This is a genomic window from Kosakonia sp. YIM B13571, assembly GCF_042788095.1.
In the GTDB taxonomy this organism is placed as follows: domain Bacteria; phylum Pseudomonadota; class Gammaproteobacteria; order Enterobacterales; family Enterobacteriaceae; genus Kosakonia; species Kosakonia quasisacchari.
Genome location: NZ_JBHZPL010000021.1, coordinates 1 through 25851 on the forward strand (window position 1 = coordinate 1; position 25851 = coordinate 25851).

Sequence of the window (25851 nt, forward strand, 5' to 3'; positions counted from 1 at the left end):
GTCTCCCCATGCGAGAGTAGGGAACTGCCAGGCATCAATTAAGTGAAGAGGCCATCCTGACGGATGGCCTTTTTGCGCTGCGACAAATCCCGTCCGCCGTACCGGTTTTTAACTTTGATTTGCCGGACAGAAAGCCTCCTGCGAAAGCATGGGGCTTTTTTGCTATTGTTTTAGCTCCATTTATCGCTAAAGGACATCGCTATGATCGTTCTGTACGCCCAGCTTTATAAAAATCGGATGGTTGTGCGTAACCTCCAAACTCAGCAGCAGGTTTCGGGTAGTCAAACCTTCAGCAATCAGCGGATACTTATCGCCGACTTCTTCCCGGCAGAAAAGCTATTACAAGGTTTGATTCTGCAAGTTGCACCGCGCTCATTCTGGTACGCGCTTCCGGGCATGGGGCGTTTAGCGATCCTCGCGCATGCGATGGAGATGAATGAAGGCGGCTTATCACCCATCGAAGAACGCGCCATCCTTGAAATGACTTTTGGCGCTTCGCAAGGCAGATGCCGTTACCCGCAGGTGGTTGCAAGCCAGACACCGCTTAGCGATCAGCAAGTGTTGGCGGCACTGAGCCAATCGAAAATGCCTCCCTCTCAGCGCGATAACAAACCGAAAATCATTAGCTAATATCAATGCTACACAGGCCGCGACGTGAAACTTTCTCACCTTTCACTTGCGGGCTCGACATTTTGCCGATTTCTGGGTATCTTCGGCTGTCTGGATGTCTAAACGTTTAAACGTATGCAGTGAGGATATAAGATATGCCGATTCGGGTGCAGGACGAGCTGCCAGCCGTCAATTTCTTGCGTGATGAGAATGTCTTTGTGATGACAACATCCCGCGCAACAGTGCAGGAAATCCGCCCGCTGAAGGTGCTGATCCTCAATCTGATGCCAAAGAAGATTGAGACGGAAAACCAGTTCCTGCGCCTGTTGTCGAACTCACCGCTACAAGTTGATGTGCGCCTGTTGCGTATAGATTCTCGCGAATCACGCAACACACCGGCCGAACACCTCAACACCTTTTACTGTAACTTCGATGAGATCCGTGATGAAAACTACGATGGCCTGATTGTCACCGGTGCGCCATTAGGCTTAGTTGAATTTAACGACGTAGCTTATTGGCCGCAAATCGAGCAGGTTCTGGAGTGGGCAAAAGATCATGTCACCTCAACCCTGTTTGTCTGTTGGGCGGTACAAGCCGCGCTAAACATCCTTTACGGTATCCCCAAACAGACCCGCACTGAAAAACTCTCCGGCGTATACGAACACCATATCCTTCATCCTCACGCGTTACTGACGCGTGGTTTTGATGATGTTTTTCTGGCACCGCACTCGCGTTACGCCGATTTCCCGGCTGCATTGATCCGCGACTACACCGATTTAGAGATCCTCGCCCAGACGGAAGAGGGAGACGCCTACCTGTTTGCCAGCAAAGACAAACGTATCGCCTTTGTTACCGGCCATCCGGAATACGATGCCAACACATTGGCCGATGAGTTTTTCCGCGATGTGGATGCCGGGCTAAGTCCGGAGCTGCCGCACAACTACTTCCCGCAAGACGATCCGCAGAATAAACCGCGTGCATCCTGGCGCAGCCACGGCAATTTGTTGTTCATCAACTGGCTCAACTACTACGTCTACCAGATCACACCATACGATCTGCGCCATATGAATCCCACGCTGGATTAAGCGTTTCAGCCCCTTATTACAGGCACCTTCGGGTGCCTTTTTTATTTGCGAAAACCACTTCTCAACGTAATTAAACTATAACCTCTTTTTTATCAATCAGTTATTTTCATTTTAATTTAAAAATGGAAATTGTTTTTGATTTTGGAAAAATTATTAGCCAGGATTGATCCTGCTGAACGAAAACTGCACACCCGATCTTCGTTGGCATTGAGAAATGTCTTTGCTGCAAAAAGAGGAACCGCACCATGACACAACAGGCGACAACAACCGATGAATTGGCCTTTACGCGACCGCGCGGTGAGCAAGAGAAGCAGATTCTCACTCCGGCTGCCGTGGAATTCCTGAGCGAGCTGGTCACCCGCTTTACGCCAAAGCGCAATCAACTGCTTGCCGCGCGCGTGCATCAGCAGCAACAAATCGATGCCGGTACGTTGCCTGACTTTATTTCGGAAACAGCTTCCATTCGTGAGGGTAACTGGACGATCCGTGGAATTCCCGACGATCTGTTAGACCGCCGCGTTGAAATTACCGGACCGGTTGAGCGCAAAATGGTGATCAACGCGTTGAATGCCAATGTGAAAGTCTTCATGGCAGATTTTGAAGATTCGCTGGCACCCAACTGGGACAAAGTGATCGATGGGCAGATCAACCTGCGCGATGCCGTCAACGGCACTATCAGCTACACCAATGAAGCGGGCAAAATCTATCAGCTGAAGCCAAACCCGGCGGTGCTGGTTTGCCGTGTGCGTGGTTTGCACCTGCCGGAAAAACACGTCACCTGGCGCGAAGACGCCATTCCGGGCAGCCTGTTCGATTTTGCACTCTATTTCTTCCACAACCACAAAAGTCTGCTCGCCAAAGGTAGCGGTCCCTATTTCTACCTGCCGAAAACGCAGTCATGGCAAGAAGCTGCATGGTGGAGCGAGGTCTTCAGCTTTACCGAGGATCGTTTCAATCTGCCGCGCGGCACGATCAAAGCCACGCTGCTGATTGAAACCTTGCCTGCGGTATTCCAGATGGATGAGATCCTGCACGCGCTGCGCGACCACATTGTTGGCCTGAACTGCGGACGCTGGGATTACATCTTCAGCTACATCAAGACGCTGAAAAACTACCCGGATCGCGTGCTACCTGACCGCCAGGTGGTGACGATGGATAAACCGTTCCTCAGTGCTTATTCGCGCCTGCTGATCAAAACCTGCCATCGTCGTGGCGCATTTGCGATGGGCGGTATGGCGGCGTTTATCCCCAGCAAAGACACTGAGCGTAACAACTGGGTGCTGAACAAAGTGAAAGCCGATAAACAGCTCGAAGCGAATAACGGTCACGATGGCACCTGGATTGCGCATCCTGGGCTTGGGGACACGGTGATGGAGGTGTTCAATGCGGCGCTTGGTGAACGTAAAAATCAACTTTTTGTCAGCCGTGAGGACGATGCGCCGATCACTGCAGAAGATCTGCTGGCACCTTGTGAAGGTGAGCGCACCGAAGAGGGCATGCGCGCCAATATCCGCGTTGCGGTGCAGTACATCGAAGCGTGGATCTCCGGCAATGGCTGCGTGCCGATTTACGGGCTGATGGAAGATGCCGCTACGGCGGAAATTTCCCGTACCTCGATCTGGCAATGGATCCATCACGAGAAAACGTTGAGCAACGGCAAGCCGGTCACCAAAGCGCTGTTCCGTCAGATGCTGGCCGAAGAGATGAGGGTTATTCAAGAAGAGTTGGGTGAGCACCGTTTTAGCAGCGGGCGTTTTGACGATGCCGCGCGCTTGATGGAACAGATCACCACCTCTGATGAGTTGATCGACTTCTTGACGCTGCCTGGTTACCGCCTGCTGGCGTAATCGTCCGGGCTATTTTGTCCGCCATTTTGGCCCCGACGTGCTCAAAGTCCTCACGTACAACACGTACGTTTCGGTTTTTGCGCGCGGGTCGTGACCAAATTGCCTTCACCAAAAACGCCTGGGAAGCCAGGAGAAGAATATGGAGCATCTGCATATGAAAACCCGTACCCAACAAATCGAAGAATTACAAAAAGAGTGGACGCAACCGCGCTGGGAAGGCATTCGACGCCCTTATAGTGCGGAAGACGTGGTGAAGTTACGCGGCTCGGTCAACCCGGAATGTACGCTGGCGCAACTGGGCGCGGCGAAAATGTGGCGCTTGCTGCATGGCGAATCGAAAAAAGGGTACATCAATAGTCTCGGTGCGCTGACCGGTGGGCAGGCGTTGCAGCAGGCGAAAGCGGGAATCGAAGCCGTGTATCTCTCCGGCTGGCAGGTGGCGGCGGATGCCAACCTCGCCGCCAGCATGTACCCTGACCAGTCGCTCTATCCGGCAAACTCGGTGCCGTCGGTGGTCGAGCGCATCAATAATACGTTCCGCCGCGCCGATCAAATTCAGTGGTCTTCCGGTATTGAGCCGGGTGACCCGCGCTTTGTCGACTATTTCCTGCCGATCGTCGCAGATGCCGAAGCGGGTTTTGGCGGCGTGCTGAACGCGTTTGAGTTGATGAAATCGATGATTGAAGCCGGTGCGGCGGCAGTGCACTTCGAAGATCAGCTCGCCTCGGTGAAAAAATGCGGCCATATGGGCGGCAAAGTGTTAGTGCCTACGCAAGAAGCGGTGCAGAAACTGGTGGCGGCGCGTCTGGCGGCAGATGTGCTTGGCGTTCCCACGCTGTTGGTGGCGCGCACCGATGCCGATGCCGCCGATCTGATTACCTCAGATTGCGACCCTTATGACAGCGCGTTTATCACCGGTGAGCGCACCAGCGAAGGGTTTTACCGCACCCATGCGGGCATTGAGCAGGCGATCAGCCGCGGTCTGGCTTACGCGCCGTATGCCGATCTGGTGTGGTGTGAAACTTCAACGCCAGACCTGAACTTGGCGCGCCGCTTTGCCGATGCGATCCACGCGAAATATCCTGGCAAGCTGCTGGCTTACAACTGTTCGCCGTCGTTTAACTGGAAAAAGAACCTTGATGACAACACCATTTCCCGCTTCCAGCAGGAGCTGTCAGATATGGGGTATAAGTTCCAGTTCATCACCCTCGCGGGCATCCATAGCATGTGGTTCAACATGTTCGATTTAGCCCATGCGTACGCGCAGGGTGAAGGGATGAGACACTACGTCGAGAAAGTGCAGCAGCCAGAGTTCGCCGCGGGCAAAGAGGGCTACACCTTCGTTTCGCACCAGCAGGAAGTGGGCACCGGTTATTTCGACAAAGTTACCACCATCATTCAGGGTGGTGCCTCGTCGGTAACCGCGTTGACGGGTTCAACGGAAGAAGCACAGTTCTAATCGTCAACCTGCCCGGTAGCGATTTGCCTACCGGGCTTATGCCTGGGGAATACGATGTCGCGTGGCCTGGAACTGCTGATTGCCCAAACCATCCTGCAAGGCTTTGATGCCCAGTATGGTCGTTTTCTGGAAGTGACGTCCGGCGCGCAACAGCGCTTTGAACAAGCCGACTGGCACGCCGTTCAGCAGGCGATGAAGCAACGCATTCATCTTTATGATCACCATGTTGGCCTGGTCGTCGAGCAACTGCGTTGCATCACCGACAGCCAAAGCCCGGATGCCGAGTTTTTGCTGCGCGTCAAAGAGCACTACACGCAACTGCTGCCTGATTATCCCCGCTTCGAAATTGCTGAAAGCTTCTTTAATTCAGTCTATTGTCGGCTGTTTGATCACCGTTCTCTCACGCCAGAACGGCTGTTTATCTTTAGCTCACAGCCGGAACGCCGTTTTCGCACTATCCCGCGCCCGTTAGCCAAAGCGTTCTGGCCGGAACGCGGCTGGGAAGCGCTGCTGATCAAAGTGCTGTCAGATTTGCCGCTGCGTCTGCCGTGGCAGGATAAAGCGCGCGATGTACGTTATATCAGCGCGCATTTGCAGGAGGCGTTTGGCAGCGAAACCCTTGCCCAGTCTCACTTGCAGGTAGCGAACGAACTGTTTTACCGCAACAAAGCCGCCTGGCTGGTTGGCAAACTTATTACCCCGTCGGCCACGCTGCCGTTCTTATTGCCGCTCCACCGCAGCGATGAAGGCGAGTTGTTTGTCGATACCTGTCTTACCACATCGGCGGAAGCCAGCATTGTGTTTGGTTTTGCCCGCTCCTATTTTATGGTTTACGCCCCGCTGCCTGCCGCCACAGTCGAGTGGCTGCGTGAGATCCTGCCCGGTAAAACCACTGCTGAACTGTATATGGCGATTGGTTGCCAGAAACACGGCAAAACGGAAAGTTACCGCGAATATTTAAATTACATCAACGCCAGCGACGAGCAGTTTATTGAAGCGCCAGGCATTCGCGGCATGGTGATGCTGGTGTTCACGCTGCCTGGTTTTGACCGGGTATTTAAGGTAATAAAAGATGTCTTTCCCCCGCAAAAAGAGATGAGCGCCGCGCACGTTCGTGCCTGCTATCAACTGGTCAAAGAGCATGACCGTGTGGGGCGTATGGCCGACACACAAGAGTTTGAAAACTTTGTGCTGGAAAAACGACAGATTGCCCCGGCGCTCATGGCGCTTTTGCTGGAACAAGCGCCAGGCAAAATCACCGATCTCGGCGATCGCATCGCCATTAGCCATCTCTATATTGAGCGCCGTATGGTGCCGCTCAATATATGGTTTGAGCAGGTTAAAGGTCAGCAACTGCGCGACGCGGTAGAAGAGTATGGCAACGCCATTCGCCAGCTTGCCGCCGCCAATATTTTCCCGGGCGACATGTTGTTTAAGAACTTCGGTGTCACGCGCCACGGCCGTGTGGTGTTCTATGACTACGACGAAATTTGTTATATGACTGAAGTGAATTTCCGCGATATTCCCGCGCCGCGTTACCCGGAAGATGAGCTGAGCGCCGAACCGTGGTACAGCGTGTCGCCAGGCGATGTTTTCCCGCAGGAGTTTCGCCACTGGCTGTGCGCCGACCCGGAAATCGGCCCGCTGTTCGAAGAGATGCATGCCGATCTGCTGCGTGCCGACTACTGGCGAGGGTTGCAGGCGCGCATCCGCGAAGGGCATGTCGAAGATGTTTATGCCTACCGCAAACGCCAGCGTTTCAGCGTACGCTTTGGCGCAGGCGCGCTGCGGCAGGCGGGGTAGATCAGGTGAAGTAATCTCTCACCAAGGGAAGAAGATCGGGGCGGCAAAACAGAGAGAATCAATCCTGTCCATCATGCCGCCGTGCCCTTCGAGCATTGCGCCGAAATCCTTCACGCCGCGTTCGCGCATTAGTCATCGACCTGCACAAACCACCAGTAAAACCCGATTGTGAGCGCCCCTGGTTTCATGAGGCGAATAAAAACGCTGTAACCTTTTGGACGTTAACGCATTCCCCCGTACGCCAACGTCACTTCTTTAGCGCCACGGATAACCATCGCGCCCAGTTCGGTCACGCGATCATCGGTGATGCGTGAGATAGGCCCGGAGATGGAAATTGCGGCGAAAGGTTCGCCGTGTTCGTCAAAAATACATGCCGCTACGCAGCGCAAGCCCAGCGCATGTTCTTCATCGTCAAAGGAGTAACCGCGTTTGCGGCTCTGGGCGAGATCTTCTTTCAGGTGTACCGGCGATACCAGCGTAGCATGGGTGTACGCATGCAACCCCTGGCGGTGCAGCAAGCTGCCAACCTGCTCATCGCTCAGGCGGGACAAAAACGCTTTTCCCGCGCCGGAAGCATGCATCGGTAATTTGCCACCAATCGGCGCTGACATCCGCATCAACTGTGTACACTGCACCTGATCGATAATTATCGCCTGGTGATCGCTCTTATCCAGCACCGCGAGATTCACGGTTTCGCCGGAGGCTTCCATTAAGTTGCGCAAGATTGGGTGAACAATCGCCATCAGATTACGGCTTTGCAGGAAACTGCTGCCGACGATAAACGCATGTGCGCCTACCGACCAGTGGCCCAGCTCGCCCACCTGGCGAACAAACCCTAGCTGCTGCATGGTCGTGAGTAAGCGATGGGTGGTTGAGTTCGGTAAACCGGCCTGTTGCGCTAGCTCGGTGAGGGCGACGCTGCCATGAGACTCGGCAATCCATTCCAGCAGTTTCAGGCCGCGGGTCAATGACTGGACTTGCCCACCCGCCGGAGCGGCCGGGGCTGTGGCTTTTCTGCCTCGTTTAGCGGGAACGGAAGTGGCCATGACGGGCTCCTTTTTCTGTATCGTGGAAATCGTTTTCGTTTTAACTGAGTATAACGCAACTCCCTGGCAGACTGATCGGATGAGTTCGCGCAAAACAGAACGAAAATGCCGGATACCGTGTCTTTATTGACGCACGTGTTTTGCCGGCTGAATACGTTGAGCACAAAGCGCAATGGTTCGTCTTACCTGGCTCAGTGGTTGCGCTGAAAACATCTCATCATATTGACGATCGTCGCTCGGCAGGCAACGTCGCCATTCCCTGAATATTGAGCGCCGTTAGCGCCGCCAATTTTTGCCGTTTCTTGCCATCGGCAACGTAGCCTGAAAACTGGAAACGTTATCGTATTGAAAGGGTAACGGGTTGGCGCAGCAATCAGGCTTACGGGCGTTACGTGAGCATCTCTCATGTTCACCCCGCGTCGCTTTTCCGCTCTGCCACTTTATGCCAGTATGTCCTGCTGGCCTTTTGGCCTGGTTGAGCATTGTCGGGAGCACGTGTGAGCAGCAAAGTTGAGCAACTGAAGCAGCAATTAAGCAAAAGAATTCTGGTTCTGGATGGGGGCATGGGCACCATGATCCAGAGCTATCGTCTGAGTGAGCAGGATTTTCGCGGTAAGCGTTTCGCCGACTGGCCCAGCGACCTTAAAGGAAACAACGATTTGCTGGTGCTCAGCAAGCCGGAGGTGATAAGTGCGATCCATGACGCCTATTTTGCAGCGGGCGCGGATATCATCGAAACCAATACCTTTAACTCAACGACTATCGCCATGGCGGATTACCAGATGGAATCCCTGTCGGCGGAAATCAACTTTGCCGCTGCCAAACTGGCGCGTGCCAGCGCCGACAAATGGACGGCGCAAACGCCGGACAAACCGCGTTATGTCGCTGGGGTGCTTGGCCCGACTAACCGCACTGCCTCAATCTCACCGGACGTTAATGACCCGGCATTTCGCAATATCTCCTTCGATCAGTTGGTTAGCGCTTATCGTGAATCCACCAAAGCGCTGGTGGAAGGGGGATCAGACCTGATCCTGATTGAAACCGTGTTCGATACGCTTAACGCCAAAGCGGCAATTTTTGCGGTGAAAGCGGAGTTTGACGCGCTGGGCGTGGATTTGCCGATCATGATTTCCGGCACCATTACTGACGCCTCCGGGCGTACGCTCTCCGGGCAAACCACCGAAGCGTTTTATAACTCCCTGCGCCACGCCGATGCGCTCACCTTCGGCCTGAACTGCGCGCTGGGGCCGGATGAACTGCGCCAGTATGTGCAGGAACTTTCCCGTATCGCCGAATGTTATGTCACTGCGCACCCGAACGCCGGCTTGCCCAACGCCTTTGGTGAATATGATCTTGATGCCGACACCATGGCGGCGCAAATCCACGAGTGGGCGCAGGCGGGTTTTCTGAATATCGTTGGCGGTTGCTGCGGTACTACTCCAGAGCATATCGCCGCCATGAGCCGTGCAGTCGAAGGCTTGCCGCCGCGCCAGTTGCCGGATGTGCCCGTTGCTTGCCGCCTTGCGGGTCTGGAGCCGCTCAATATTGGTGACGACAGCCTGTTTGTGAACGTTGGCGAGCGTACCAACGTCACCGGTTCCGCCAAATTTAAACGCCTGATTAAAGAAGAGAAGTACGCCGAAGCGCTGGATGTGGCGCGCCAGCAGGTTGAAAGCGGCGCGCAGATTATCGACATCAACATGGATGAAGGGATGCTCGATGCTGAAGCGGCGATGGTGCGTTTCCTCAACCTGATTGCCGGTGAGCCGGATATTGCCCGCGTGCCTATCATGATCGACTCCTCAAAGTGGGAGGTGATCGAAAAAGGGCTGAAATGTATCCAGGGCAAAGGCATCGTTAATTCCATTTCGATGAAAGAGGGCGTTGAGCCGTTTATTCACCACGCGAAGCTGGTGCGGCGCTATGGCGCAGCCGTAGTGGTGATGGCCTTTGACGAAACCGGCCAGGCGGATACGCGCGCGCGGAAAATCGAAATCTGCCGTCGCGCCTATAAAATTCTCACCGAAGAGGTGGGTTTTCCGCCGGAAGACATTATCTTCGATCCGAACATCTTCGCCGTGGCAACCGGTATTGAAGAACACAACAACTATGCGCAGGACTTTATTGGTGCGTGTGAAGATATCAAACGCGAGCTGCCGCATGCGCTGATCTCCGGCGGTGTTTCCAACGTCTCGTTCTCGTTTCGCGGCAACGACCCGGTACGTGAAGCGATCCACGCCGTGTTCCTTTATTACGCCATTCGTAACGGCATGGACATGGGCATCGTCAATGCCGGGCAACTGGCGATTTACGATGATTTGCCTGCCGAGCTGCGCGACGGCGTTGAAGACGTGATCCTTAACCGCCGCGATGATGCGACCGAGCGCATGCTGGATCTGGCGGAAAAATATCGCGGCAGCAAAGCCGCCGATGAAGGGGCAAACGCGCAGCAGGCGGAGTGGCGCAGTTGGGATGTGAAAAAACGTCTCGAATATTCGCTGGTAAAAGGCATCACCGAGTTTATTGAACTCGATACCGAAGAGGCGCGTCAGCAGGCCGCCCGCCCGATCGAAGTGATCGAAGGGCCGCTGATGGACGGCATGAACGTGGTGGGCGATCTGTTCGGCGAGGGCAAAATGTTCTTGCCGCAGGTGGTGAAATCCGCCCGCGTGATGAAACAAGCCGTGGCCTATCTGGAACCGTATATCGAAGCCAGCAAAGAGAAGGGCAGCAGCAACGGCAAAATGGTGATCGCCACCGTGAAAGGCGATGTCCACGACATCGGCAAAAACATCGTGGGCGTGGTACTGCAATGTAACAACTACGAAATTATCGACCTCGGCGTGATGGTGCCCGCCGATAAGATCCTGAAAACCGCGCGCGAAGTGAATGCTGACTTGATTGGTCTTTCCGGGTTGATTACGCCGTCGCTCGACGAAATGGTCAACGTGGCGAAAGAGATGGAACGCCAGGGTTTCACCATTCCGCTGCTGATTGGCGGTGCGACAACGTCGAAAGCGCACACGGCGGTGAAAATCGAGCAGAACTACAGCGGGCCGACGGTGTATGTGCAAAACGCCTCGCGTACCGTGGGCGTGGTGTCAGCTCTGCTTTCGGATACGCAGCACGATGAGTTTGTGGCGCGCACTCGCAAAGAGTATGAAACCGTGCGTATCCAGCATGCACGTAAAAAACCGCGTACGCCGCCAGTGACGTTGCAAGCGGCGCGAGAAAACGATCTCGCGTTTGACTGGGAACGTTATACTCCGCCAGCCGCGCACCGCCTGGGTGTGCAGGAAGTCATAGCCAGTATCGAGACGCTGCGTACCTACATCGACTGGACGCCATTCTTTATGACCTGGTCGCTGGCCGGAAAATATCCGCGCATCCTCGAAGATGAGGTTGTCGGTGAAGAGGCGAAACGCTTGTTTGCCGATGCTAACGAGATGCTTGATAAACTGAGCGCGGAAAAGCTGCTCAATCCGCGCGGCGTGGTCGGGCTTTTCCCGGCGAACCGTGTTGGCGACGATGTGGAAATCTACCGCGACGAAACCCGTACGCAGGTGCTGGCGATGGGTTGCCATCTGCGCCAGCAAACGGAGAAAGTCGGTTTTGCCAACTACTGCCTGGCGGATTTCGTGGCACCCAAACAGAGCGGTAAAGCGGACTACATTGGCGCCTTCGCGGTGACCGGTGGGCTTGAAGAGGATGCGTTAGCTGAGGCGTACGACGCCGCGCACGATGATTACAATAAAATCATGGTTAAAGCGGTGGCCGACCGCCTGGCTGAAGCTTTTGCCGAATACCTGCATGAGCGGGTGCGCAAAGTCTACTGGGGCTATGCACCGAACGAAAACCTCAGCAACGACGAGTTGATCCGAGAGAATTATCAAGGCATTCGCCCGGCGCCGGGCTACCCGGCTTGCCCGGAACACACGGAAAAAGGCACCATCTGGCAGTTGCTGGACGTTGAAAAACATACCGGGATGAAACTGACCGAATCCTACGCGATGTGGCCAGGAGCATCGGTTTCCGGCTGGTATTTCAGCCACCCGGACAGTAAATACTTCGCGGTAGCGCAGATTCAGCGTGACCAGGTGGAAGATTACGCGCGGCGTAAAGGCATGTCGGTGGCGGAAGTTGAGCGCTGGCTGGCGTCTAATTTAGGTTACGACGCAGATTGATACCAGTAGGGCATTTTTTAAATGCCCTATTTTTTCGCCATTTCATTTTCACGAAACTATCGTGAAGCAAACATAATACAGATTGAAACTCAGAACATTCTTAAAAGTGGATATTTTCTTAGACCCATCTTCCTCTTCATGCGTATGATGGAGACGGACTACACGGCGAGATTGCTTACTCTTTTGCGGTTCATTTAATTGTCATAAATTTAACTTAGGTATTATAAAATGGATATTTATGATATAAGAAAAAGAAATCTATTGCCGAAGGGTTACGAGAATATCCTGGCCCCAGATATCGCGAAAAATATTATTAAAAAAGAATATTTCATCGAGAATAGCCCGAATAATATTCTAGGCAGCATCGATGGTTACACGATTAAGCGGCATCACGGTTTTAAATATGGCTTACCGCATGATCCGCTAGGTCATCAAAAAGAAAAATATATTGATAGCCTGGTGGATAAAGGCGTAGTGGTGGTCGTTCGCCCGAACGTCAGTACGCGTAACCGCTTCTATTACCCGTTCTTTATCGCGGAAAACGCCGAACTGTTTTGCGTGCAATGCTTGTCGTTTAACGCGGTGTTTATCAGAACCATTTTGAACGGTTTTAAAGACAGTGTGGCGATGCATGGTCGACCTGCCCCGACCCGAAGCACCTTTGTGCCGGTGACGCCAGAGTTTGGTCCAGGCTACTGGAAAACCAGCGAAACAGATTTTCACGGCGTCAAAAATACCGCGGTAATGATGCTCAACCGGGCGACAAGTATGGGCGATCAAGGGCGCGTATTTGGCTCCGAAGGTAAAGATTATATGAACACCTCGCGAGACAAAATTCAGCTATGGACACCAATACCGGAAAGCGTCTCGTCTGATACCCGAGAAATCCTCTATAATCGCTCGGTGATCCGGCGTTATGGTGAAAAGCGTACCGTTTATCAGAAATACCTTGAGGGTGATGATGCCTGGACGCAATCGGGGAAATCATGGCAATGGATTCCAGGCGTAAGGGATGAGGATTATGAATTTAAGAAATAAGATATTTGCTTTTTGGGGTATTATGGATGTGCTGGCACTGGCCAGTTATTTGTTTTTTTCGCTGCAAGGCGGTAACGTTCCTTTTTATTCCGATATTAGCGGTTTTTATACCAATTACTCACAACTCGGTGTGAGTGGATTGATGGGCGTAATTATCCAGGCGATGTTCTTTATTAATATCGCGCTGATTATCTCGCTGGTTTTTTCTGCCTGGTCTTTTTTCGTAAAAAAAGACATCCATACTATTTTCTTTATCGTGCAGGAAATAGCCCGCGTGCTGTCGTTAAAATGCTCAGTGGCGCTGATTCCATTGTTTATGCATTTTGCCGGTTTTACCGTTGCGTGGGGGGCCGTTTTACTGTTTATCGTCTCGGAAGCACTTAAAATTGCGTCGGTCGTGTGGGCTAAACGCCAGGGCAATCCGCAAACGGCACCTGTCGTCTCTCGCTAACCGATAAACCCTCGCTTCTGTCACATAACTGTCATTTTTCTTTACAACTCTCAGGGGGCTTAACCAGCACCCTGCGCTTTTCTTCGCATTGACGCCTTATACTTACTTCATAATGTTGACGTTATCTTTCCGGTAACGAGCAATGCATAACGATAAGGAGAACCTGATTCTGTGCTGACTTTGCTTCATCTGCTTTCTGCCGTGGCTCTGCTGGTGTGGGGCACACATATTGTGCGTACGGGTGTGATGCGTGTTTTTGGCGCACGTTTACGTACCGTTCTTAGCCGTAGCGTCGAAAGGAAACCGCTCGCCTTCTGCGCGGGTATCGGCGTTACTGCGCTGGTGCAGAGCAGTAACGCCACCACCATGCTGGTGGCCTCGTTTGTCGCCCAGGATTTAGTGGCGCTCACTCCTGCGTTGGTGATTGTGCTGGGCGCAGATGTTGGGACAGCGCTGATGGCGCGCATTCTGACGTTCGATCTTTCCTGGCTATCGCCGCTGCTGATTTTTCTTGGCGTCATTTTCTTCCTCGGGCGTAAACAAACGCGCGAAGGCCAGCTTGGGCGTGTCAGCATCGGTCTTGGGTTGATTCTTCTGGCGCTGGAGTTGATTGTGCAGGCGGTTACGCCGATCACTCAGGCCAATGGTGTGCAGGTGATTTTCGCCTCGCTGACCGGCGATATTATGCTTGATGCGCTGATTGGCGCGGTGTTCGCCATTATCAGTTACTCCAGTCTGGCGGCGGTGCTGCTGACGGCGACGCTGGTTACGGCAGGGATTATCTCTTTCCCGGTTGCGCTGTGTCTGGTGATTGGTGCCAACCTCGGTTCCGGCCTGCTGGCGATGCTCAATAACAGTGCCGCTAATGCTGCCGCCCGGCGCGTGGCGCTTGGCAGTTTGCTGTTCAAGCTGGTGGGCAGCCTGATCATTCTGCCGTTTGTGCATGTGCTTGCCACATCAATGCAGAAACTTCCCTTGCCGGAAGCGGAACTGGTTATCTATTTCCATGTGTTTTACAACCTGATCCGTTGCCTGGCGATGGTGCCGTTTGCCGGGCCAATGGCGAAGTTTTGCAAGCGGATCATTCGTGAAGAACCAGAGCTGGATACGCGCCTGAAGCCAAAGCATCTCGACAGTTCCGCGCTGGATACGCCAACGCTGGCGTTGGCCAATGCCGCGCGGGAAACTTTGCGCATGGGCGATGCGATGGAGCTGATGCTTGAAGGGCTGCATAAAGTGATGCACGGCCAGCCCCGTCAGGAGAAAGAACTGCGCAAACAAGCCGAGGACATCAATGTGCTGTACACGGCGATTAAGCTCTATCTGGCGCGTATGCCGAAAGATGAGCTGGCGGAAGAGGAGTCGAAACGCTGGGCGGAAATTATCGAGATGTCGCTGAACCTTGAGCAGGCTTCCGATATTGTCGAGCGCATGGGGAGCGAAATTGCCGACAAATCTCTGGCGGCACGGCGCGCTTTCTCTGTTGAAGGCCTGCAAGAACTCGATGCTCTTCATGAACGGCTGGTGGGCAATCTTAAGCTGGCGATGTCGGTATTTTTCTCCAGCGACATTACCAGCGCCCGGCGTTTACGCCGCAGCAAGCACCGCTTCCGCATTATGAACCGCCGTTATTCTCATGCGCACGTTGACCGCCTGCATCAACAAAACGTGCAAAGCATTGAAACCAGCTCCCTGCACCTCGGTTTGCTGGGTGACATGAAGCGTCTTAACTCCTTGTTCTGCTCGGTGGCTTACAGCGTGCTGGAACAGCCGGATGAAGACGACGAGCGCGACGATGCTTAACCCGTACCGTGCCTGCGGGCACGGTAGCTAAAATCCCGCCTTTACTGCGTAAACGCACAAATTCGATTTGGCATGGCTAAAATCCGGTTTTATCTCCCGGCGAAGCCAGTTATATTCCGCTTTTACAGGAGAATTTATGCTGCCAACCCAATCAACACGTTTAAACAAATACATCAGCGAAAGCGGGATTTGCTCACGCCGTGAGGCCGACCGTTACATTGAGCAAGGCAATGTCTTTATCAACGGCAAGCGCGCCGGGATCGGCGATCAGGTGGTTGCCGGAGACGTTGTGAAAGTGAACGGTCAACTTATCGAGCCGAGAGACGACGAAGATTTGGTGTTTATCGCGTTGAATAAACCCGTTGGCATTGTCAGTACCACTGAAGATGGCGAAAAAGACAATATCGTTGATTTCGTTAATCACAGCAGCCGTATCTTCCCCATTGGCCGTCTGGACAAAGATTCACAGGGGCTGATTTTTCTCACTAACCACGGCGATTTAGTCAATAAAATCCTGCGTGCTGGTAACGATCACGAGAAAGAGTATCTGGTGACCGTCAATAAGCCCGTCACCGACGAATTCGTGCAGGGTATGAGCGCGGGCGTGCCAATCCTCGGCACCAAAACCAAAAAGTGCAAGGTAAAAAAAGAAGCGCCGTTTACCTTTCGCATCACGCTCGTTCAGGGGCTGAACCGCCAAATTCGCCGCATGTGCGAACACTTTGGTTATGAAGTCACCAAACTTGAGCGTACGCGCATTATGAACGTCAGTCTCACTGGCTTGCCGCCAGGGGAGTGGCGTGATCTGACGGATGACGAGCTGATCGCGCTGTTTAAGCTGATTGAGAACTCATCGTCGGAAGCGAAGCCGAAAGCAAAAGCGAAACCGCAGGCGGCGAAAAAGCCCGCAGCAAAAGTGGCGAAGCCCGAAGAGAAAAGCCGGGCAAACTCGGCGGGGAAACGATTTACCCAGCCGGGCAGGAAAAAGAAAGGGCGCTAACTAGCGCCTGCCGCGCGTTGAGGTGGTAGCTGACCAGGAAAACGTGGCGTTCTCATCCGGTTTATAAGCCTGCTGCTTCTTCATCTGGCGGGCTTTCTTCGCTGTGGCTTCGCGCTGCGCCATCAGTTTATCGATGTACTCCTTCTTCACATGATTAGCTTCAGCGTTGCTGAGCGGGCGTCCATGCGCGATACGGGCGCGATCCAGCAGCGTTTTCAACTCCCGCTGTTCACTCTCCGTCATCTCTTTTTGCGTCAGTCTGGTCAGGGCCATAAAGCGTTCTCCTTGGGAAGTGCATCGAGTCTACGCGATGTAAGGGGGGATGTCTGCGTGGTGATGCATAAACCCCGGAAGGTGCTTCGCAGATTTTTTTTTTGGCGGGAGACTTTTCGGTACTGCCCTGTAGGGTGATGCACTTACGGTAAGAGGTTTAAGTCGGTAAAAACGACGAATGTTTCCATCTTGTCAACATTACCAACAGCAGTTATGATGTTTCCATAATGGAACGTGTGAGGGAGCGATGCACGTTATATCAAGGAGGCCGTTCGATAACGCGGCTAAAGATTTTCCAAACCATACGCTGGCGCTGGACGCGGTTTACAAAATCCTGAAAAACACTGTTTACAAGAATCCAGACGAGTTGCGAGAAGAGTTCCCAAGCCTGGATAAGATGAAATACAGGGATAAATGGTGGGTCATCAATGTCGGTGGCAACCATTTGCGAGTGCTATTTTTCGCAGATTTTGAATCAGCAAAGATATTTGTCAAACATATTGTGACCCATGCCGAATACGACAAGTTGATAAGACATTACCGGGAGACCAAAGAATGATTGAGGATGCGATCAAGGCCGCTGACGAGCTGGTGAAACTGGTGCCTTTTTTGGGAAATCACCCCGGCAAAGAGGATTATGAGCAGGCGCTGGAGATGATTGAACGGTTGCTCACACATGCGCCGGAAAGCTCACTGGTCGCGCTGCTTACCGCAAAGATAGAGCACTATGAAAATAACGACCCGGAACTGGCGGCGTTTAACGCGCGTATCGCTGCACTGCCACGCGGCGTTGCCGCCTTACGTGTTTTGATGGATCAGCACGGGTTAAATCAGTCCTCGTTTCGTGATGAAATCGGCCAGCGTTCCCTGGTAAGCCGCATCCTTAATGGCGAGCGCAACCTGACTGTCGACCATATCAGGGCGCTGGCGAAACGCTTTAATGTATCGACCGACGTGTTTATTGATCCAGTCCATCACATCGCGGGTTGAGTGAAATGGCTGCGATGACAGCCATTTCTTGCAAGGTTAACCCTCTTTCACCGCTTGCGTTTTGCTCCCGTCGACCGGTTTGCCCGACCAGTAGCCCGCCAGCAGTGAACCGGAAAGGTTGTGCCATACGGAGAACAGCGCACCAGGCAGCGCGGCGAGCGGCGAGAAGTAGATTTTGCCTAATGCCGCAGCAAGGCCGGAGTTCTGCATACCCACCTCAATGGCCAGCGTCCGGCAGGTCGATTCATCAAAGCCGAACAGTCGACCACCCCAGTAACCGCCGAGCAAACCAATGCTGTTATGCAGGATCACCGCGATAATCACTACCAGGCCAACAGAAGCGATATAGTTCGCAGAACCCGCGACGACCGCGCTAATGATTGCCAGGATGCAGACCATGGAAAATGCCGGCAAATATGGCTCCAGCGCGTTAACCACGCGCGGGAACAGGTGATGCACTATTAGCCCTAACGCAATCGGGATCACCACTATTTGCAGGATGCTCAACAGCATGCCCATTACATCTACCTGAATATGCGCATCGACATACAGACGCGTCAGCAGCGGCGTGGCGACAACGCCCACCAGCGTCGAAACCGAGGAGATGGTGACGGACAGTGCGACATCGCCTTTTGCCAGATAAATCATCACGTTTGATGCCGTTCCGCTGGCTACACTTCCCACCAGCACCATGCCAGCAGAGAGATCCGGCGGCATCTTAAAAATCAACGCCAGTAGCCATGCCGCCAGCGGCATCACCAGATAGTGCAGGAAAATGCCGGCGGCAACCGGAGCCGGGCGCGACAGGACGCGTTTGAAGTCATCAATTTTTAGGTGCACGCCCATGCCAAACATAATCAGCATCAACAGCGTGGTCACCCACGGGCCAATGGCGATAAACGTTGGCGGGAAATAATACGCGAGTACCGAGAGCAGCAGCGCCCATAACGGGAACAGCCGCGTGAAAGTTGCGAGCATGTGGGGATTCCTTGCGATTGTTGTGTTGTGTTTTTATTACCCTTCATTCTGCAGGTTACAGTTGGGCGGGCTGCGCCGTTTATCCGAGCAAATAGGCGGATTTAACCAGACAGCCTCACCCCTTCAGAGCCAGCGCAAGCGCTGTTCACAACTTCTCCTGCAACTCGAATGGCTGAGGGTATTTAAGGAGGGGATCGAGCCCGACCATTGATATTGTTTATCGTGCTAAGGAATATTATTCAAACAAATTATGATGAAGATCTTTTATGTTGCGCTGCGTACGCTTTCCCAGCTCAACCCGAAGCGAGCCAGGTATTTGCGCAGGCGATCCGCATCATTCGGATTGGCCTTTCTCTGTCGGGAAATGGCGAACAATTCGCGCCCCGCTTCCGAAAGCGTCTGGCTGCGTCTGCAGACAGCAATCACCGTTTCCAACTGGCGTTGATCGAACAAATCCAGCGTGCTGATATCCACGGGCAGGTCTTGCAATGCTGACGCCCCGCGCCAGTGATGCGCTAAACGCTGCACTTCTTCTTCAACTAACGCGTCGTTAATCCGCCCCTGTTCCGCCAGCGTTGCCATCCGCGCGATTGACGTGCTCAATTCGCGAAAATTGCCGCGCCACGCTGCGTGAGGAGAACAAGCGAAGGCCAGATAGCGCTCGCGAGCGCTCTTATCAAAGCGGATTTGCGTCTGCTGCTGCTGTGAAAAACGCTGGAGTTCGTACTCAATATTCGGGGCGATATCTTCCCGTCGCTCCGCCAGACCCGGTAGCGCGAACGTCCACATATTGATACGCGCAAAGAGATCTTCCCTGAAGCGTCCTTCATCCACCCACTGCTGCATATTCCGGTGCGTACCCGCAATCAGTTGAAAATCACTGTGCACTTCTTTATCGGAGCCAAAGGGGAAAAAAGTCTTCTCTTCAATTGCCTTCAGCAGCATCGCCTGCTCATCCAGCCCCAACTCGGCAATCTCATCCAGGAACAACACCCCGCCATCGGCTTCTCGCAGCAGGCCGGTGCGCGCCTGTTGTGCGCCGGTAAAAGCGCCTTTCACATGGCCGAACAGTGTCGACATGGCATTATCGCCGCGCAGCGTGGCGCAGTTCACCGCCACCAGACGCCCCTGCACCAGGTGGCGGGATTGGCGTAACTGAAAGATGCGTTTTGCCAGAAACGATTTCCCCGCACCGGTTGGCCCGGTCAGCAGAATGGGCGCTGTTGAACGCAGCGATACGCGTTCGATTTGCTCGATTAAGCGGTTAAAGGTGGCATTACGCGTATCAATACCGGATTTCAGAAACGACACCGACTGCTGTTGTTCGCGCTGAAAACGGCTGGTCAACGTGGCGTAACGGCTTAAATCGAGATCGATAACTGAACAGACGCCAGCGGCTATCGCCTCGTCAGAAGCGCCTTTCGCCGCCGGGCCGGTCTGCAACAGACTGGCGGGCAGATAACGCGCTTCGGTCAGCAGGAACCAGCAGATCTGCGCGACGTGCGTCCCGGTGGTGATATGCACCAGGTACTCTTCATTTTCTGTATCAAACGGATAATGGGTGGCGAAATCGAGAAACGCGGCATACACCTCTTCAAAATCCCACGGATCTTTAATCATCATCGCATGTTTGCGTACCTCGGTATGCGGTGAAACGAGCGCAATGTCATCCGCCGTCTGCTGCGCCAGCCCTTCATCGCGCGGCTGGTGCAGCAATTCAAGCCTGTCGACAGCAAAATCCGGCTGCTGGCACAAACCTACGGTGGGCCGCCATTTGCGAAACCGGTTTTGCCGTTTGCCACGTTTATCCAGCACCGTTCCCAGTACACCGATCACCACTCGACGCTTCATGTTTATCCTATAAGATAAAAATCGATATATAAAGATAAAAAATAATAACCCCCACGGCAATGCCATTGATTGCGATGAAAAAATAAAATTGTTATTTTTCAAATAAATAAAAAATTTACTCGCATATTTATGATTCTGGCACGCTTCTGGCAATAAGTATTATGTCAGCACGCTGAGTTAGCAGGGGTTACGCACCCCGCCGGCGCACCAGGAACGGCACGAGACGTTTTCCGGGGGGCGTTCCGTCAGCGGAAAGACATTTGCGAAAAGTCGGTTCTTTTTCGGGTTCGAATCCCGGATTCGCCACCTTATCTATGGAGATAAACAGGCAGTACCCCGGTAATCGGGCTGTTAACGATTACCCCCAGCGACCGCTGGTAACGGCGCCGGGCGGCAGGCAAAACGGTGTTTCCCCTGCGGCTTCGCCCCTGCATTCGCGGTCGTTAAGGCTAACGATTTAAGGAGAAAGTCATGACCAACAAAATCACAATACGTAAAGGTCAATTAGGTTTACTGGCAAAAGAGGGTGACTACATCCAGGTTCTGGAAACCGGTGAGCACCGCCTGCCGTGGTTCAACAAACCCGACGTGCTGGTGGTCAATACCGATGGCAGTGAAGTGGCCGCTGGTCTGGCGGAATATTTGCGCCGCTTCCAGCCACAGTGGGTGGAGCGTTACTGCCTGGCTGCCGATATGTCAGATAACGAAGCCGGTGCGCTTTATCTCAACGGCATGCTGCTGGAGATCCTGCCGCCTTCAATGCGCCGCCTGTACTGGCAAGCGGATGACGCGCTGAAACTGGTACGCATGGATACTCGCGACGTGCGTGTTCCCACGGAGATCCTTAACGCCGTGGCGCAACCCAAACGCGGCGTGGCGGTAAAAGGCCGCGACGCGATTCTGGCGGTGCAGGTTCCGGCCTGGCACGCGGGGGTTTTAAAAGTCGACGGCGTGACGCAGGCGCTGTTACCGGCGGGGTTGAGCGGCTACTGGAAAGTGAATCATCTGGTGGAAGCCGAAGTGGTGGACTTACGCCTGCAAGTCCTTGAAGTGAGCGGCCAGGAGATCCTGACCAAAGATAAAGTCACCTTGCGGCTGAACCTGGCGGCGAACTGGCGTTACACCGATGTATTAAGCGCTTTTGCCCAACTGAGCAAACCGCTGGATCACCTCTACCGCGAGTTGCAGTTTGCCCTGCGCGAAGCGGTGGGTACGCGCACGCTGGATGAGCTGCTGGAAGATAAACAGGTCATTGATGAGTTAGTGAGTGCGCAGGTGGCGAATCGCATGGCGGCGTTTGGTATTGAAGTGGCGTCGTTAGGGGTGAAAGACATCATCCTGCCGGGTGAGATGAAAACCATTCTGTCGCGCTTAGTGGAAGCGGAAAAATCGGCGCAGGCCAATGTTATCCGCCGTCGTGAAGAGACCGCAGCGACCCGTTCGTTGTTGAACACGGCAAAAGTGATGGAGAGCAACCCGGTGGCGTTGCGCCTTAAAGAATTGGAAACGCTGGAGCGTGTGGCGGAGCGCATCGATAAGATCTCGGTCTTTGGTGGCCTCGACCAGGTACTGCACGGCCTTGTTAACATCAAAGGAAGTCATGATGCAGCATAACGACTATCAACTGCTGGCACAGGAGCACAGTGCGCCAGTGAAAATGTGGACTCACGGCGTGCCGGTCGAACCCGAAGCGCGTGAGCAGTTGCTGAACACAGCAAAAATGCCGTTTATCTTCAGGCACCTGGCGGTGATGCCAGATGTGCATCTGGGGAAAGGCTCGACCATTGGCAGCGTGATCCCAACCAAAGGGGCGATTATCCCGGCGGCGGTGGGCGTGGATATTGGCTGCGGCATGATTGCCGTGCGCACCTCGCTGCTGGCGGCGGATCTGCCAGATAACCTCGGCGGGTTGCGCAGTGCCATTGAGCAGGCAGTACCGCACGGACGTTCGGTGAACCGATCGAAACGTGATAAAGGCGCATGGGAAAACCCGCCGCAAGAGGTGGATAGCCACTGGGCGTTGCTTGCGCCGCGCTTTAAGCGCCTGACGGATAAATACCCGCGCTTGTTGCAAACCAACAATCATCAACATTTGGGAACGTTGGGAACCGGCAATCACTTTATTGAAGTGTGTCTGGATGAGCAGCAGCGCGTGTGGGTGATGTTGCACAGCGGTTCGCGCGGCGTGGGTAACGCCATCGGTAACGTGTTTATCACCCTGGCGCAGCAGGATATGCAGCAGCATATCGCCAATTTGCCGGACCGAAACCTGGCCTATTTCCAGGAAGGCAGCAAGCACTACGACGACTATCTGGAAGCGGTCGAATGGGCGCAGGATTTTGCCCGCCATAACCGTGAAGTGATGATGTCGCGCGTACTGGCGGCACTGGCGCGTATTGTGATCAAACCGTTTATCACCCAGCAGGAAGCGGTGAATTGCCACCACAACTATGTGCAAAAAGAGACGCACTTTGGTGAAGAGGTGCTGGTGACGCGTAAAGGTGCGGTGTCGGCGCAAAAAGGGCAGATGGGGATTATTCCCGGCTCGATGGGCGCGAAAAGTTTTATCGTGCGTGGGCTGGGAAATGAAGAGAGCTTCTGCTCATGCAGCCACGGAGCAGGGCGCACCATGAGCCGTACGGCGGCAAAAAAACGCTTTACCGTAGAAGATCAAATACGCGCTACCGCGCATGTGGAGTGCCGTAAAGACAGCGAGGTGATCGATGAGATCCCGATGGCTTACAAAGATATCGACGCGGTGATGGCCGCCCAAAACGCGCTGGTAGAAGTGGTGCATACCCTGCGGCAGGTGGTGTGTGTGAAAGGATAAGAAGGATAGTCATAATGGAACCTTTAGGTGTGGATGTCGCCATGCGCGGGCGTGTGCGGCAGGTGTTACACGATGTGGAAAAAACCTACGGCGTGAAAGTGCTCTACGCTTGCGAATCCGGCAGCCGCGGCTGGGGCTTCGCTTCACCGGATAGCGATTACGATGTGCGCTTTTTGTATGTGCATCAACCGGACTGGTATTTGCGCGTCGAGCCGCAACGTGATGTCATCGAACTGCCAATAGACGATGAGCTGGACGTTTGCGGGTGGGAGTGGCGCAAAGCGTTGGGATTGCTGAAAAGCGCTAACCCGGCCTTAATCGAATGGTTAGATTCCCCGATCGTTTACCAGCAGGATGACGCCACGCTCGCCGCGTTGCGTGTGCAGGTGCCGCACTGGTTTTCGCCGGTCAGAGCGCGCTGGCACTATTATTCGATGGCGAAAAAGAACTTTCGCGGCTATTTGCAGGGCGAACAGGTACGGCTGAAAAAGTACTTTTATGTGCTACGTCCGCTGCTGGCGGTGCGCTGGATAGAAGCGGGCAAAGGGATGCCGCCAATGCGTTTTGCCACGCTATTGGCAGGGTGCGACCTTGCTGCGCCGTTGCGCGCGGAAATCGATGAGCTGCTGGCGTTAAAACAGCGGGCAGGTGAGGCTCAGTACGGTGCGCGACGCCCGCTGCTGCATGCATTTATCAGCGATGAGCTGGCGCGTGGCGAAGTGCCGGATGCACTGCCGGAAAGCCGCAGCGGCAAGGTGAGAGATCTTGACGCGTTGCTGTTCCAGACGGTAATGGCATAAGAAAAAAGGCCCGGTGATTCACCGGGCCTTTTGTTCTCACCTGCAAACGGAGAGGAATTACTCAAACAAGTTGTGATGCAGTTTTTGCACCACCTGCTCGGCCTCTTTTCCCGGCACCAGGAAGCAGAGATTATGGCTGGATGCGCCATAGCAAATCATGCGGATATTAAACGGATCCAGCACACCAAATACCTCTTTACCGACGCCGCAGGCTTTCGACAGATCGTTGCCGATAATCGCCACCAGCGCTAAATCTTCTTCCACTTCCACCCGGCACAGGGAAGAGAGCTCGGTCAGCAGCGCCTGCGTTAATAGTGTATCGCCGGTCGACGTTGAACCGGTGGTATCCAGCGTCAACGCCACACTCACTTCTGAGGTGGTTATCAAATCAACCGAGATACTGTGACGCGCCAGGATGCCAAACACTTCCGCAAGAAAACCGCGTGAGTGCAGCATGTTCAGGCTGTGCAGCGTGAGCAGTGTCTGCTTGCGGCGCAGCGCCAGCGCGCGAAACAGCGGCGGGTTGCGGGTGTTGTTGCACACCAGTGTGCCACCGGCTTTCGGGTCTTTGCTGGAACCGACAAAAACCGGAATGTCACTGCGTACCGCAGGCAACAGCGTGGCGGGATGCAGCACTTTCGCGCCGAATGTCGCCATCTCTGCCGCTTCTTCAAAGGCTATCTCATCAATGCGTTTCGCGGCGGGCACCACGCGCGGGTCGGTGGTGTAAATGCCCGGGACATCGGTCCAGATATCCACACGCGAGGCGTGCAGCGCTTCGCCCAGCAGCGCGGCGGTATAATCGCTGCCGCCGCGGCCAAGCGTGGTAGTGCGGCCTTTGGCTTCACTCCCGATAAAGCCTTGGGTAATCACTAACCCTTCATTCAGGCGCGGCGCGAGTTGTTGTCCGGCAAGTTCCGCCAGTGCGGTGACATCCGGTTCAGCGCGGCCAAAACGGTCGCTGGTGCGCATCACTTTGCGCACGTCAAACCACTGCGCCTGGACATTGCGTTGGCGCAGCACTTCCACAAACAGCAGCGTTGACATCAGCTCGCCGTGGCTGACTAATTCGTCGGTCAGCGCCGTGGATGTCGCCAGCGATGCGGCTTCGGCAAGCGTGGTGATATTGTCCAGTAACCGCTCAATCTCTTCGCGGATAACCGCCGGGTTCGCCAGACGTTCCAGAATATCGAACTGAATTTTGCGGATAGCGTCGAGCTTGACGAAACGCTCGCTGGCTTGCAGCCCTTCAGCCAGCGCCACCAGCAAATTGGTTACCCCTGCGGAAGCGGAAAGCACCACCAGACGGACGCTGGCATCGGAAAGCACCACGTCCGCACTGCGGTTCATGGCATCAAAATCGGCAACGCTGGTGCCGCCAAATTTGGCGACAACGAAACTAGTCATAACAACCTCGTGTCAGGGGGATTCTCTATTCAGCCATGGCACAAGGAAAGAGCGAAAAATCGGGGTGGGCGCAGAGCGATAAACAGCTACGATTTCCCCAGAAGTGCTCCACCTTGTCTGCCCACTTTCCGTAACGTCTGCGGACATGAAACATTCGACTGCGAACGTTTCTGGTGACAACCCAGGGGATTCAGCCCCTGTAGCCGATAACGCACGCTGCCAGGCGTTTTGTTATCTCGGCGTTACTCCCCCTCAGGTGTTTTCATCAGCCTGGCGCTTCGAACACCGTGTGCCTGGGTAACGCGCCTCTTCTGGCTATTTTACCTTCGCCTTTCACGCCGCAGCGGCGTTGGCTGCCTTCACTTACCCCGGTCACTTACTGGTGTAAGCTCCCGGG

The 25851-nt window shown here is 54.1% G+C and carries 20 protein-coding genes, 1 pseudogene and 1 riboswitch; of the genes and pseudogenes, 15 read left to right on the forward strand and 6 right to left on the reverse strand.

The features are described 5' to 3' along the window. Nucleotides 1-201: 201 nt before the first annotated feature. The 5 genes from ACFX4O_RS24050 to aceK all read left to right on the forward strand — a co-directional run bounded on the left by ACFX4O_RS24050 (nt 202) and on the right by aceK (nt 6803). Nucleotides 202-630, forward strand: a complete 429-nt coding sequence (locus ACFX4O_RS24050) for a YjaA family stress response protein (protein ID WP_380211721.1) — start codon at nt 202-204, stop codon at nt 628-630. A 134-nt stretch (nt 631-764) separates the two neighbouring features. Then, a complete protein-coding gene (gene metA, locus ACFX4O_RS24055; RefSeq protein WP_131406950.1) occupies nt 765-1694 on the forward strand; it encodes a homoserine O-succinyltransferase in 930 nt (309 codons plus the stop codon). Nucleotides 1695-1939: 245 nt separating this feature from the next. Beyond that, nucleotides 1940-3541 carry a malate synthase A gene (aceB, locus tag ACFX4O_RS24060; RefSeq protein WP_380211724.1) on the forward strand — a complete coding sequence of 534 codons (1602 nt, stop codon included), beginning with the start codon at nt 1940-1942 and terminating at the stop codon, nt 3539-3541. Nucleotides 3542-3695: 154 nt separating this feature from the next. Further along, nucleotides 3696-5000 carry an isocitrate lyase gene (gene aceA / locus ACFX4O_RS24065; RefSeq protein WP_131407417.1) on the forward strand — a complete coding sequence of 435 codons (1305 nt, stop codon included), beginning with the start codon at nt 3696-3698 and terminating at the stop codon, nt 4998-5000. Nucleotides 5001-5054: 54 nt separating this feature from the next. Continuing rightward, nucleotides 5055-6803: a bifunctional isocitrate dehydrogenase kinase/phosphatase gene (gene aceK / locus ACFX4O_RS24070; RefSeq protein ID WP_380211726.1), complete on the forward strand. Its 1749-nt coding sequence runs from the start codon at nt 5055-5057 to the stop codon at nt 6801-6803. A gap of 1 nt (nt 6804) precedes the next feature. Here the strand turns inward: aceK and ACFX4O_RS24075 are convergent. Further along, a pseudogene (locus ACFX4O_RS24075) lies at nt 6805-6966 on the reverse strand (phosphatidate cytidylyltransferase); the annotation flags it as partial. A 58-nt stretch (nt 6967-7024) separates the two neighbouring features. Then, nucleotides 7025-7849, reverse strand: coding sequence for a glyoxylate bypass operon transcriptional repressor IclR (gene iclR, locus ACFX4O_RS24080; RefSeq protein WP_017459404.1), 825 nt, complete (start codon nt 7847-7849; stop codon nt 7025-7027). A gap of 497 nt (nt 7850-8346) precedes the next feature. Between iclR and metH the strand changes: the two genes are divergently transcribed. From metH to rluF, 5 genes are all read left to right on the forward strand, one after another. Continuing rightward, on the forward strand, nt 8347-12033 hold the full coding sequence (metH, locus tag ACFX4O_RS24085; RefSeq protein ID WP_380211729.1) for a methionine synthase: 3687 nt from the start codon (nt 8347-8349) through the stop codon (nt 12031-12033). Between the two features lie 228 nt (nt 12034-12261). Beyond that, nucleotides 12262-13071: a hypothetical protein gene (locus ACFX4O_RS24090; RefSeq protein WP_380211731.1), complete on the forward strand. Its 810-nt coding sequence runs from the start codon at nt 12262-12264 to the stop codon at nt 13069-13071. After that, nucleotides 13055-13522, forward strand: a complete 468-nt coding sequence (locus tag ACFX4O_RS24095; RefSeq protein WP_380211732.1) for a hypothetical protein — start codon at nt 13055-13057, stop codon at nt 13520-13522. The genes ACFX4O_RS24090 and ACFX4O_RS24095 overlap by 17 nt, the downstream gene beginning before the upstream one ends. Nucleotides 13523-13693: 171 nt before the next feature. Then, complete coding sequence (locus tag ACFX4O_RS24100) at nt 13694-15325, forward strand: Na/Pi cotransporter family protein (RefSeq protein ID WP_131406961.1); 1632 nt, start codon at nt 13694-13696, stop codon at nt 15323-15325. Between the two features lie 136 nt (nt 15326-15461). Further along, the gene (gene rluF, locus ACFX4O_RS24105; RefSeq protein ID WP_380211734.1) at nt 15462-16325 is read left to right on the forward strand and encodes a 23S rRNA pseudouridine(2604) synthase RluF; all 864 of its coding nucleotides are present in this window, start codon (nt 15462-15464) and stop codon (nt 16323-16325) included. On the opposite strand, the gene ACFX4O_RS24110 is transcribed toward rluF, so the two are convergent. After that, complete coding sequence (locus ACFX4O_RS24110) at nt 16326-16598, reverse strand: DUF3811 domain-containing protein (protein WP_131406965.1); 273 nt, start codon at nt 16596-16598, stop codon at nt 16326-16328. A gap of 247 nt (nt 16599-16845) precedes the next feature. Here ACFX4O_RS24110 and ACFX4O_RS24115 point away from each other — a divergent pair, with 247 nt between their 5' ends. Both ACFX4O_RS24115 and ACFX4O_RS24120 read left to right on the forward strand, forming a co-directional pair. Then, the gene (locus tag ACFX4O_RS24115) at nt 16846-17157 is read left to right on the forward strand and encodes a type II toxin-antitoxin system HigB family toxin (RefSeq protein WP_380211736.1); all 312 of its coding nucleotides are present in this window, start codon (nt 16846-16848) and stop codon (nt 17155-17157) included. Continuing rightward, entirely contained in the window at nt 17154-17588 is a 435-nt protein-coding gene (locus ACFX4O_RS24120) for a type II toxin-antitoxin system HigA family antitoxin (protein ID WP_380211737.1), read from the forward strand. The genes ACFX4O_RS24115 and ACFX4O_RS24120 overlap by 4 nt, the downstream gene beginning before the upstream one ends. Nucleotides 17589-17624: 36 nt before the next feature. On the opposite strand, the gene panS is transcribed toward ACFX4O_RS24120, so the two are convergent. Next, nucleotides 17625-18566, reverse strand: a complete 942-nt coding sequence (gene panS, locus ACFX4O_RS24125) for a ketopantoate/pantoate/pantothenate transporter PanS (RefSeq protein WP_380211738.1) — start codon at nt 18564-18566, stop codon at nt 17625-17627. A 264-nt stretch (nt 18567-18830) separates the two neighbouring features. Beyond that, the gene (rtcR, locus tag ACFX4O_RS24130; protein WP_380211740.1) at nt 18831-20417 is read right to left on the reverse strand and encodes an RNA repair transcriptional activator RtcR; all 1587 of its coding nucleotides are present in this window, start codon (nt 20415-20417) and stop codon (nt 18831-18833) included. Nucleotides 20418-20888: 471 nt separating this feature from the next. Here rtcR and ACFX4O_RS24135 point away from each other — a divergent pair, with 471 nt between their 5' ends. From ACFX4O_RS24135 to ACFX4O_RS24145, 3 genes are read left to right on the forward strand one after another with little or no spacing between them, the layout of a single operon-like run. Further along, nucleotides 20889-22031: a slipin family protein gene (locus ACFX4O_RS24135; protein ID WP_380211742.1), complete on the forward strand. Its 1143-nt coding sequence runs from the start codon at nt 20889-20891 to the stop codon at nt 22029-22031. Beyond that, on the forward strand, nt 22021-23247 hold the full coding sequence (locus tag ACFX4O_RS24140) for an RtcB family protein (RefSeq protein WP_380211748.1): 1227 nt from the start codon (nt 22021-22023) through the stop codon (nt 23245-23247). The genes ACFX4O_RS24135 and ACFX4O_RS24140 overlap by 11 nt, the downstream gene beginning before the upstream one ends. Nucleotides 23248-23261: 14 nt before the next feature. Continuing rightward, complete coding sequence (locus ACFX4O_RS24145) at nt 23262-24047, forward strand: DNA polymerase beta superfamily protein (protein ID WP_380211744.1); 786 nt, start codon at nt 23262-23264, stop codon at nt 24045-24047. Nucleotides 24048-24104: 57 nt separating this feature from the next. Here the strand turns inward: ACFX4O_RS24145 and lysC are convergent, their stop codons facing one another. Further along, nucleotides 24105-25454: a lysine-sensitive aspartokinase 3 gene (lysC, locus tag ACFX4O_RS24150; RefSeq protein WP_380211746.1), complete on the reverse strand. Its 1350-nt coding sequence runs from the start codon at nt 25452-25454 to the stop codon at nt 24105-24107. A 93-nt stretch (nt 25455-25547) separates the two neighbouring features. After that, nucleotides 25548-25773, reverse strand: a riboswitch (Lysine riboswitch). Nucleotides 25774-25851: the final 78 nt, after the last annotated feature.

Excerpts from the sequence above, each read along its gene's own strand:
- ACFX4O_RS24050 (WP_380211721.1), top strand. The coding sequence starts at position 202 with ATGATCGTTCTGTACGCCCAGCTTTATAAAAATCGGATGGTTGTGCGT.
- metA (WP_131406950.1), top strand. The coding sequence starts at position 765 with ATGCCGATTCGGGTGCAGGACGAGCTGCCAGCCGTCAATTTCTTGCGT.
- aceB (WP_380211724.1), top strand. The coding sequence starts at position 1,940 with ATGACACAACAGGCGACAACAACCGATGAATTGGCCTTTACGCGACCG.
- aceA (WP_131407417.1), top strand. The coding sequence starts at position 3,696 with ATGAAAACCCGTACCCAACAAATCGAAGAATTACAAAAAGAGTGGACG.
- aceK (WP_380211726.1), top strand. The coding sequence starts at position 5,055 with ATGTCGCGTGGCCTGGAACTGCTGATTGCCCAAACCATCCTGCAAGGC.
- iclR (WP_017459404.1), bottom strand. The coding sequence starts at position 7,849 with ATGGCCACTTCCGTTCCCGCTAAACGAGGCAGAAAAGCCACAGCCCCG.
- ACFX4O_RS24090 (WP_380211731.1), top strand. The coding sequence starts at position 12,262 with ATGGATATTTATGATATAAGAAAAAGAAATCTATTGCCGAAGGGTTAC.
- ACFX4O_RS24095 (WP_380211732.1), top strand. The coding sequence starts at position 13,055 with ATGAATTTAAGAAATAAGATATTTGCTTTTTGGGGTATTATGGATGTG.
- rluF (WP_380211734.1), top strand. The coding sequence starts at position 15,462 with ATGCTGCCAACCCAATCAACACGTTTAAACAAATACATCAGCGAAAGC.
- ACFX4O_RS24110 (WP_131406965.1), bottom strand. The coding sequence starts at position 16,598 with ATGGCCCTGACCAGACTGACGCAAAAAGAGATGACGGAGAGTGAACAG.
- ACFX4O_RS24115 (WP_380211736.1), top strand. The coding sequence starts at position 16,846 with ATGCACGTTATATCAAGGAGGCCGTTCGATAACGCGGCTAAAGATTTT.
- ACFX4O_RS24120 (WP_380211737.1), top strand. The coding sequence starts at position 17,154 with ATGATTGAGGATGCGATCAAGGCCGCTGACGAGCTGGTGAAACTGGTG.
- panS (WP_380211738.1), bottom strand. The coding sequence starts at position 18,566 with ATGCTCGCAACTTTCACGCGGCTGTTCCCGTTATGGGCGCTGCTGCTC.
- rtcR (WP_380211740.1), bottom strand. The coding sequence starts at position 20,417 with ATGAAGCGTCGAGTGGTGATCGGTGTACTGGGAACGGTGCTGGATAAA.
- ACFX4O_RS24135 (WP_380211742.1), top strand. The coding sequence starts at position 20,889 with ATGACCAACAAAATCACAATACGTAAAGGTCAATTAGGTTTACTGGCA.
- ACFX4O_RS24140 (WP_380211748.1), top strand. The coding sequence starts at position 22,021 with ATGCAGCATAACGACTATCAACTGCTGGCACAGGAGCACAGTGCGCCA.
- ACFX4O_RS24145 (WP_380211744.1), top strand. The coding sequence starts at position 23,262 with ATGGAACCTTTAGGTGTGGATGTCGCCATGCGCGGGCGTGTGCGGCAG.
- lysC (WP_380211746.1), bottom strand. The coding sequence starts at position 25,454 with ATGACTAGTTTCGTTGTCGCCAAATTTGGCGGCACCAGCGTTGCCGAT.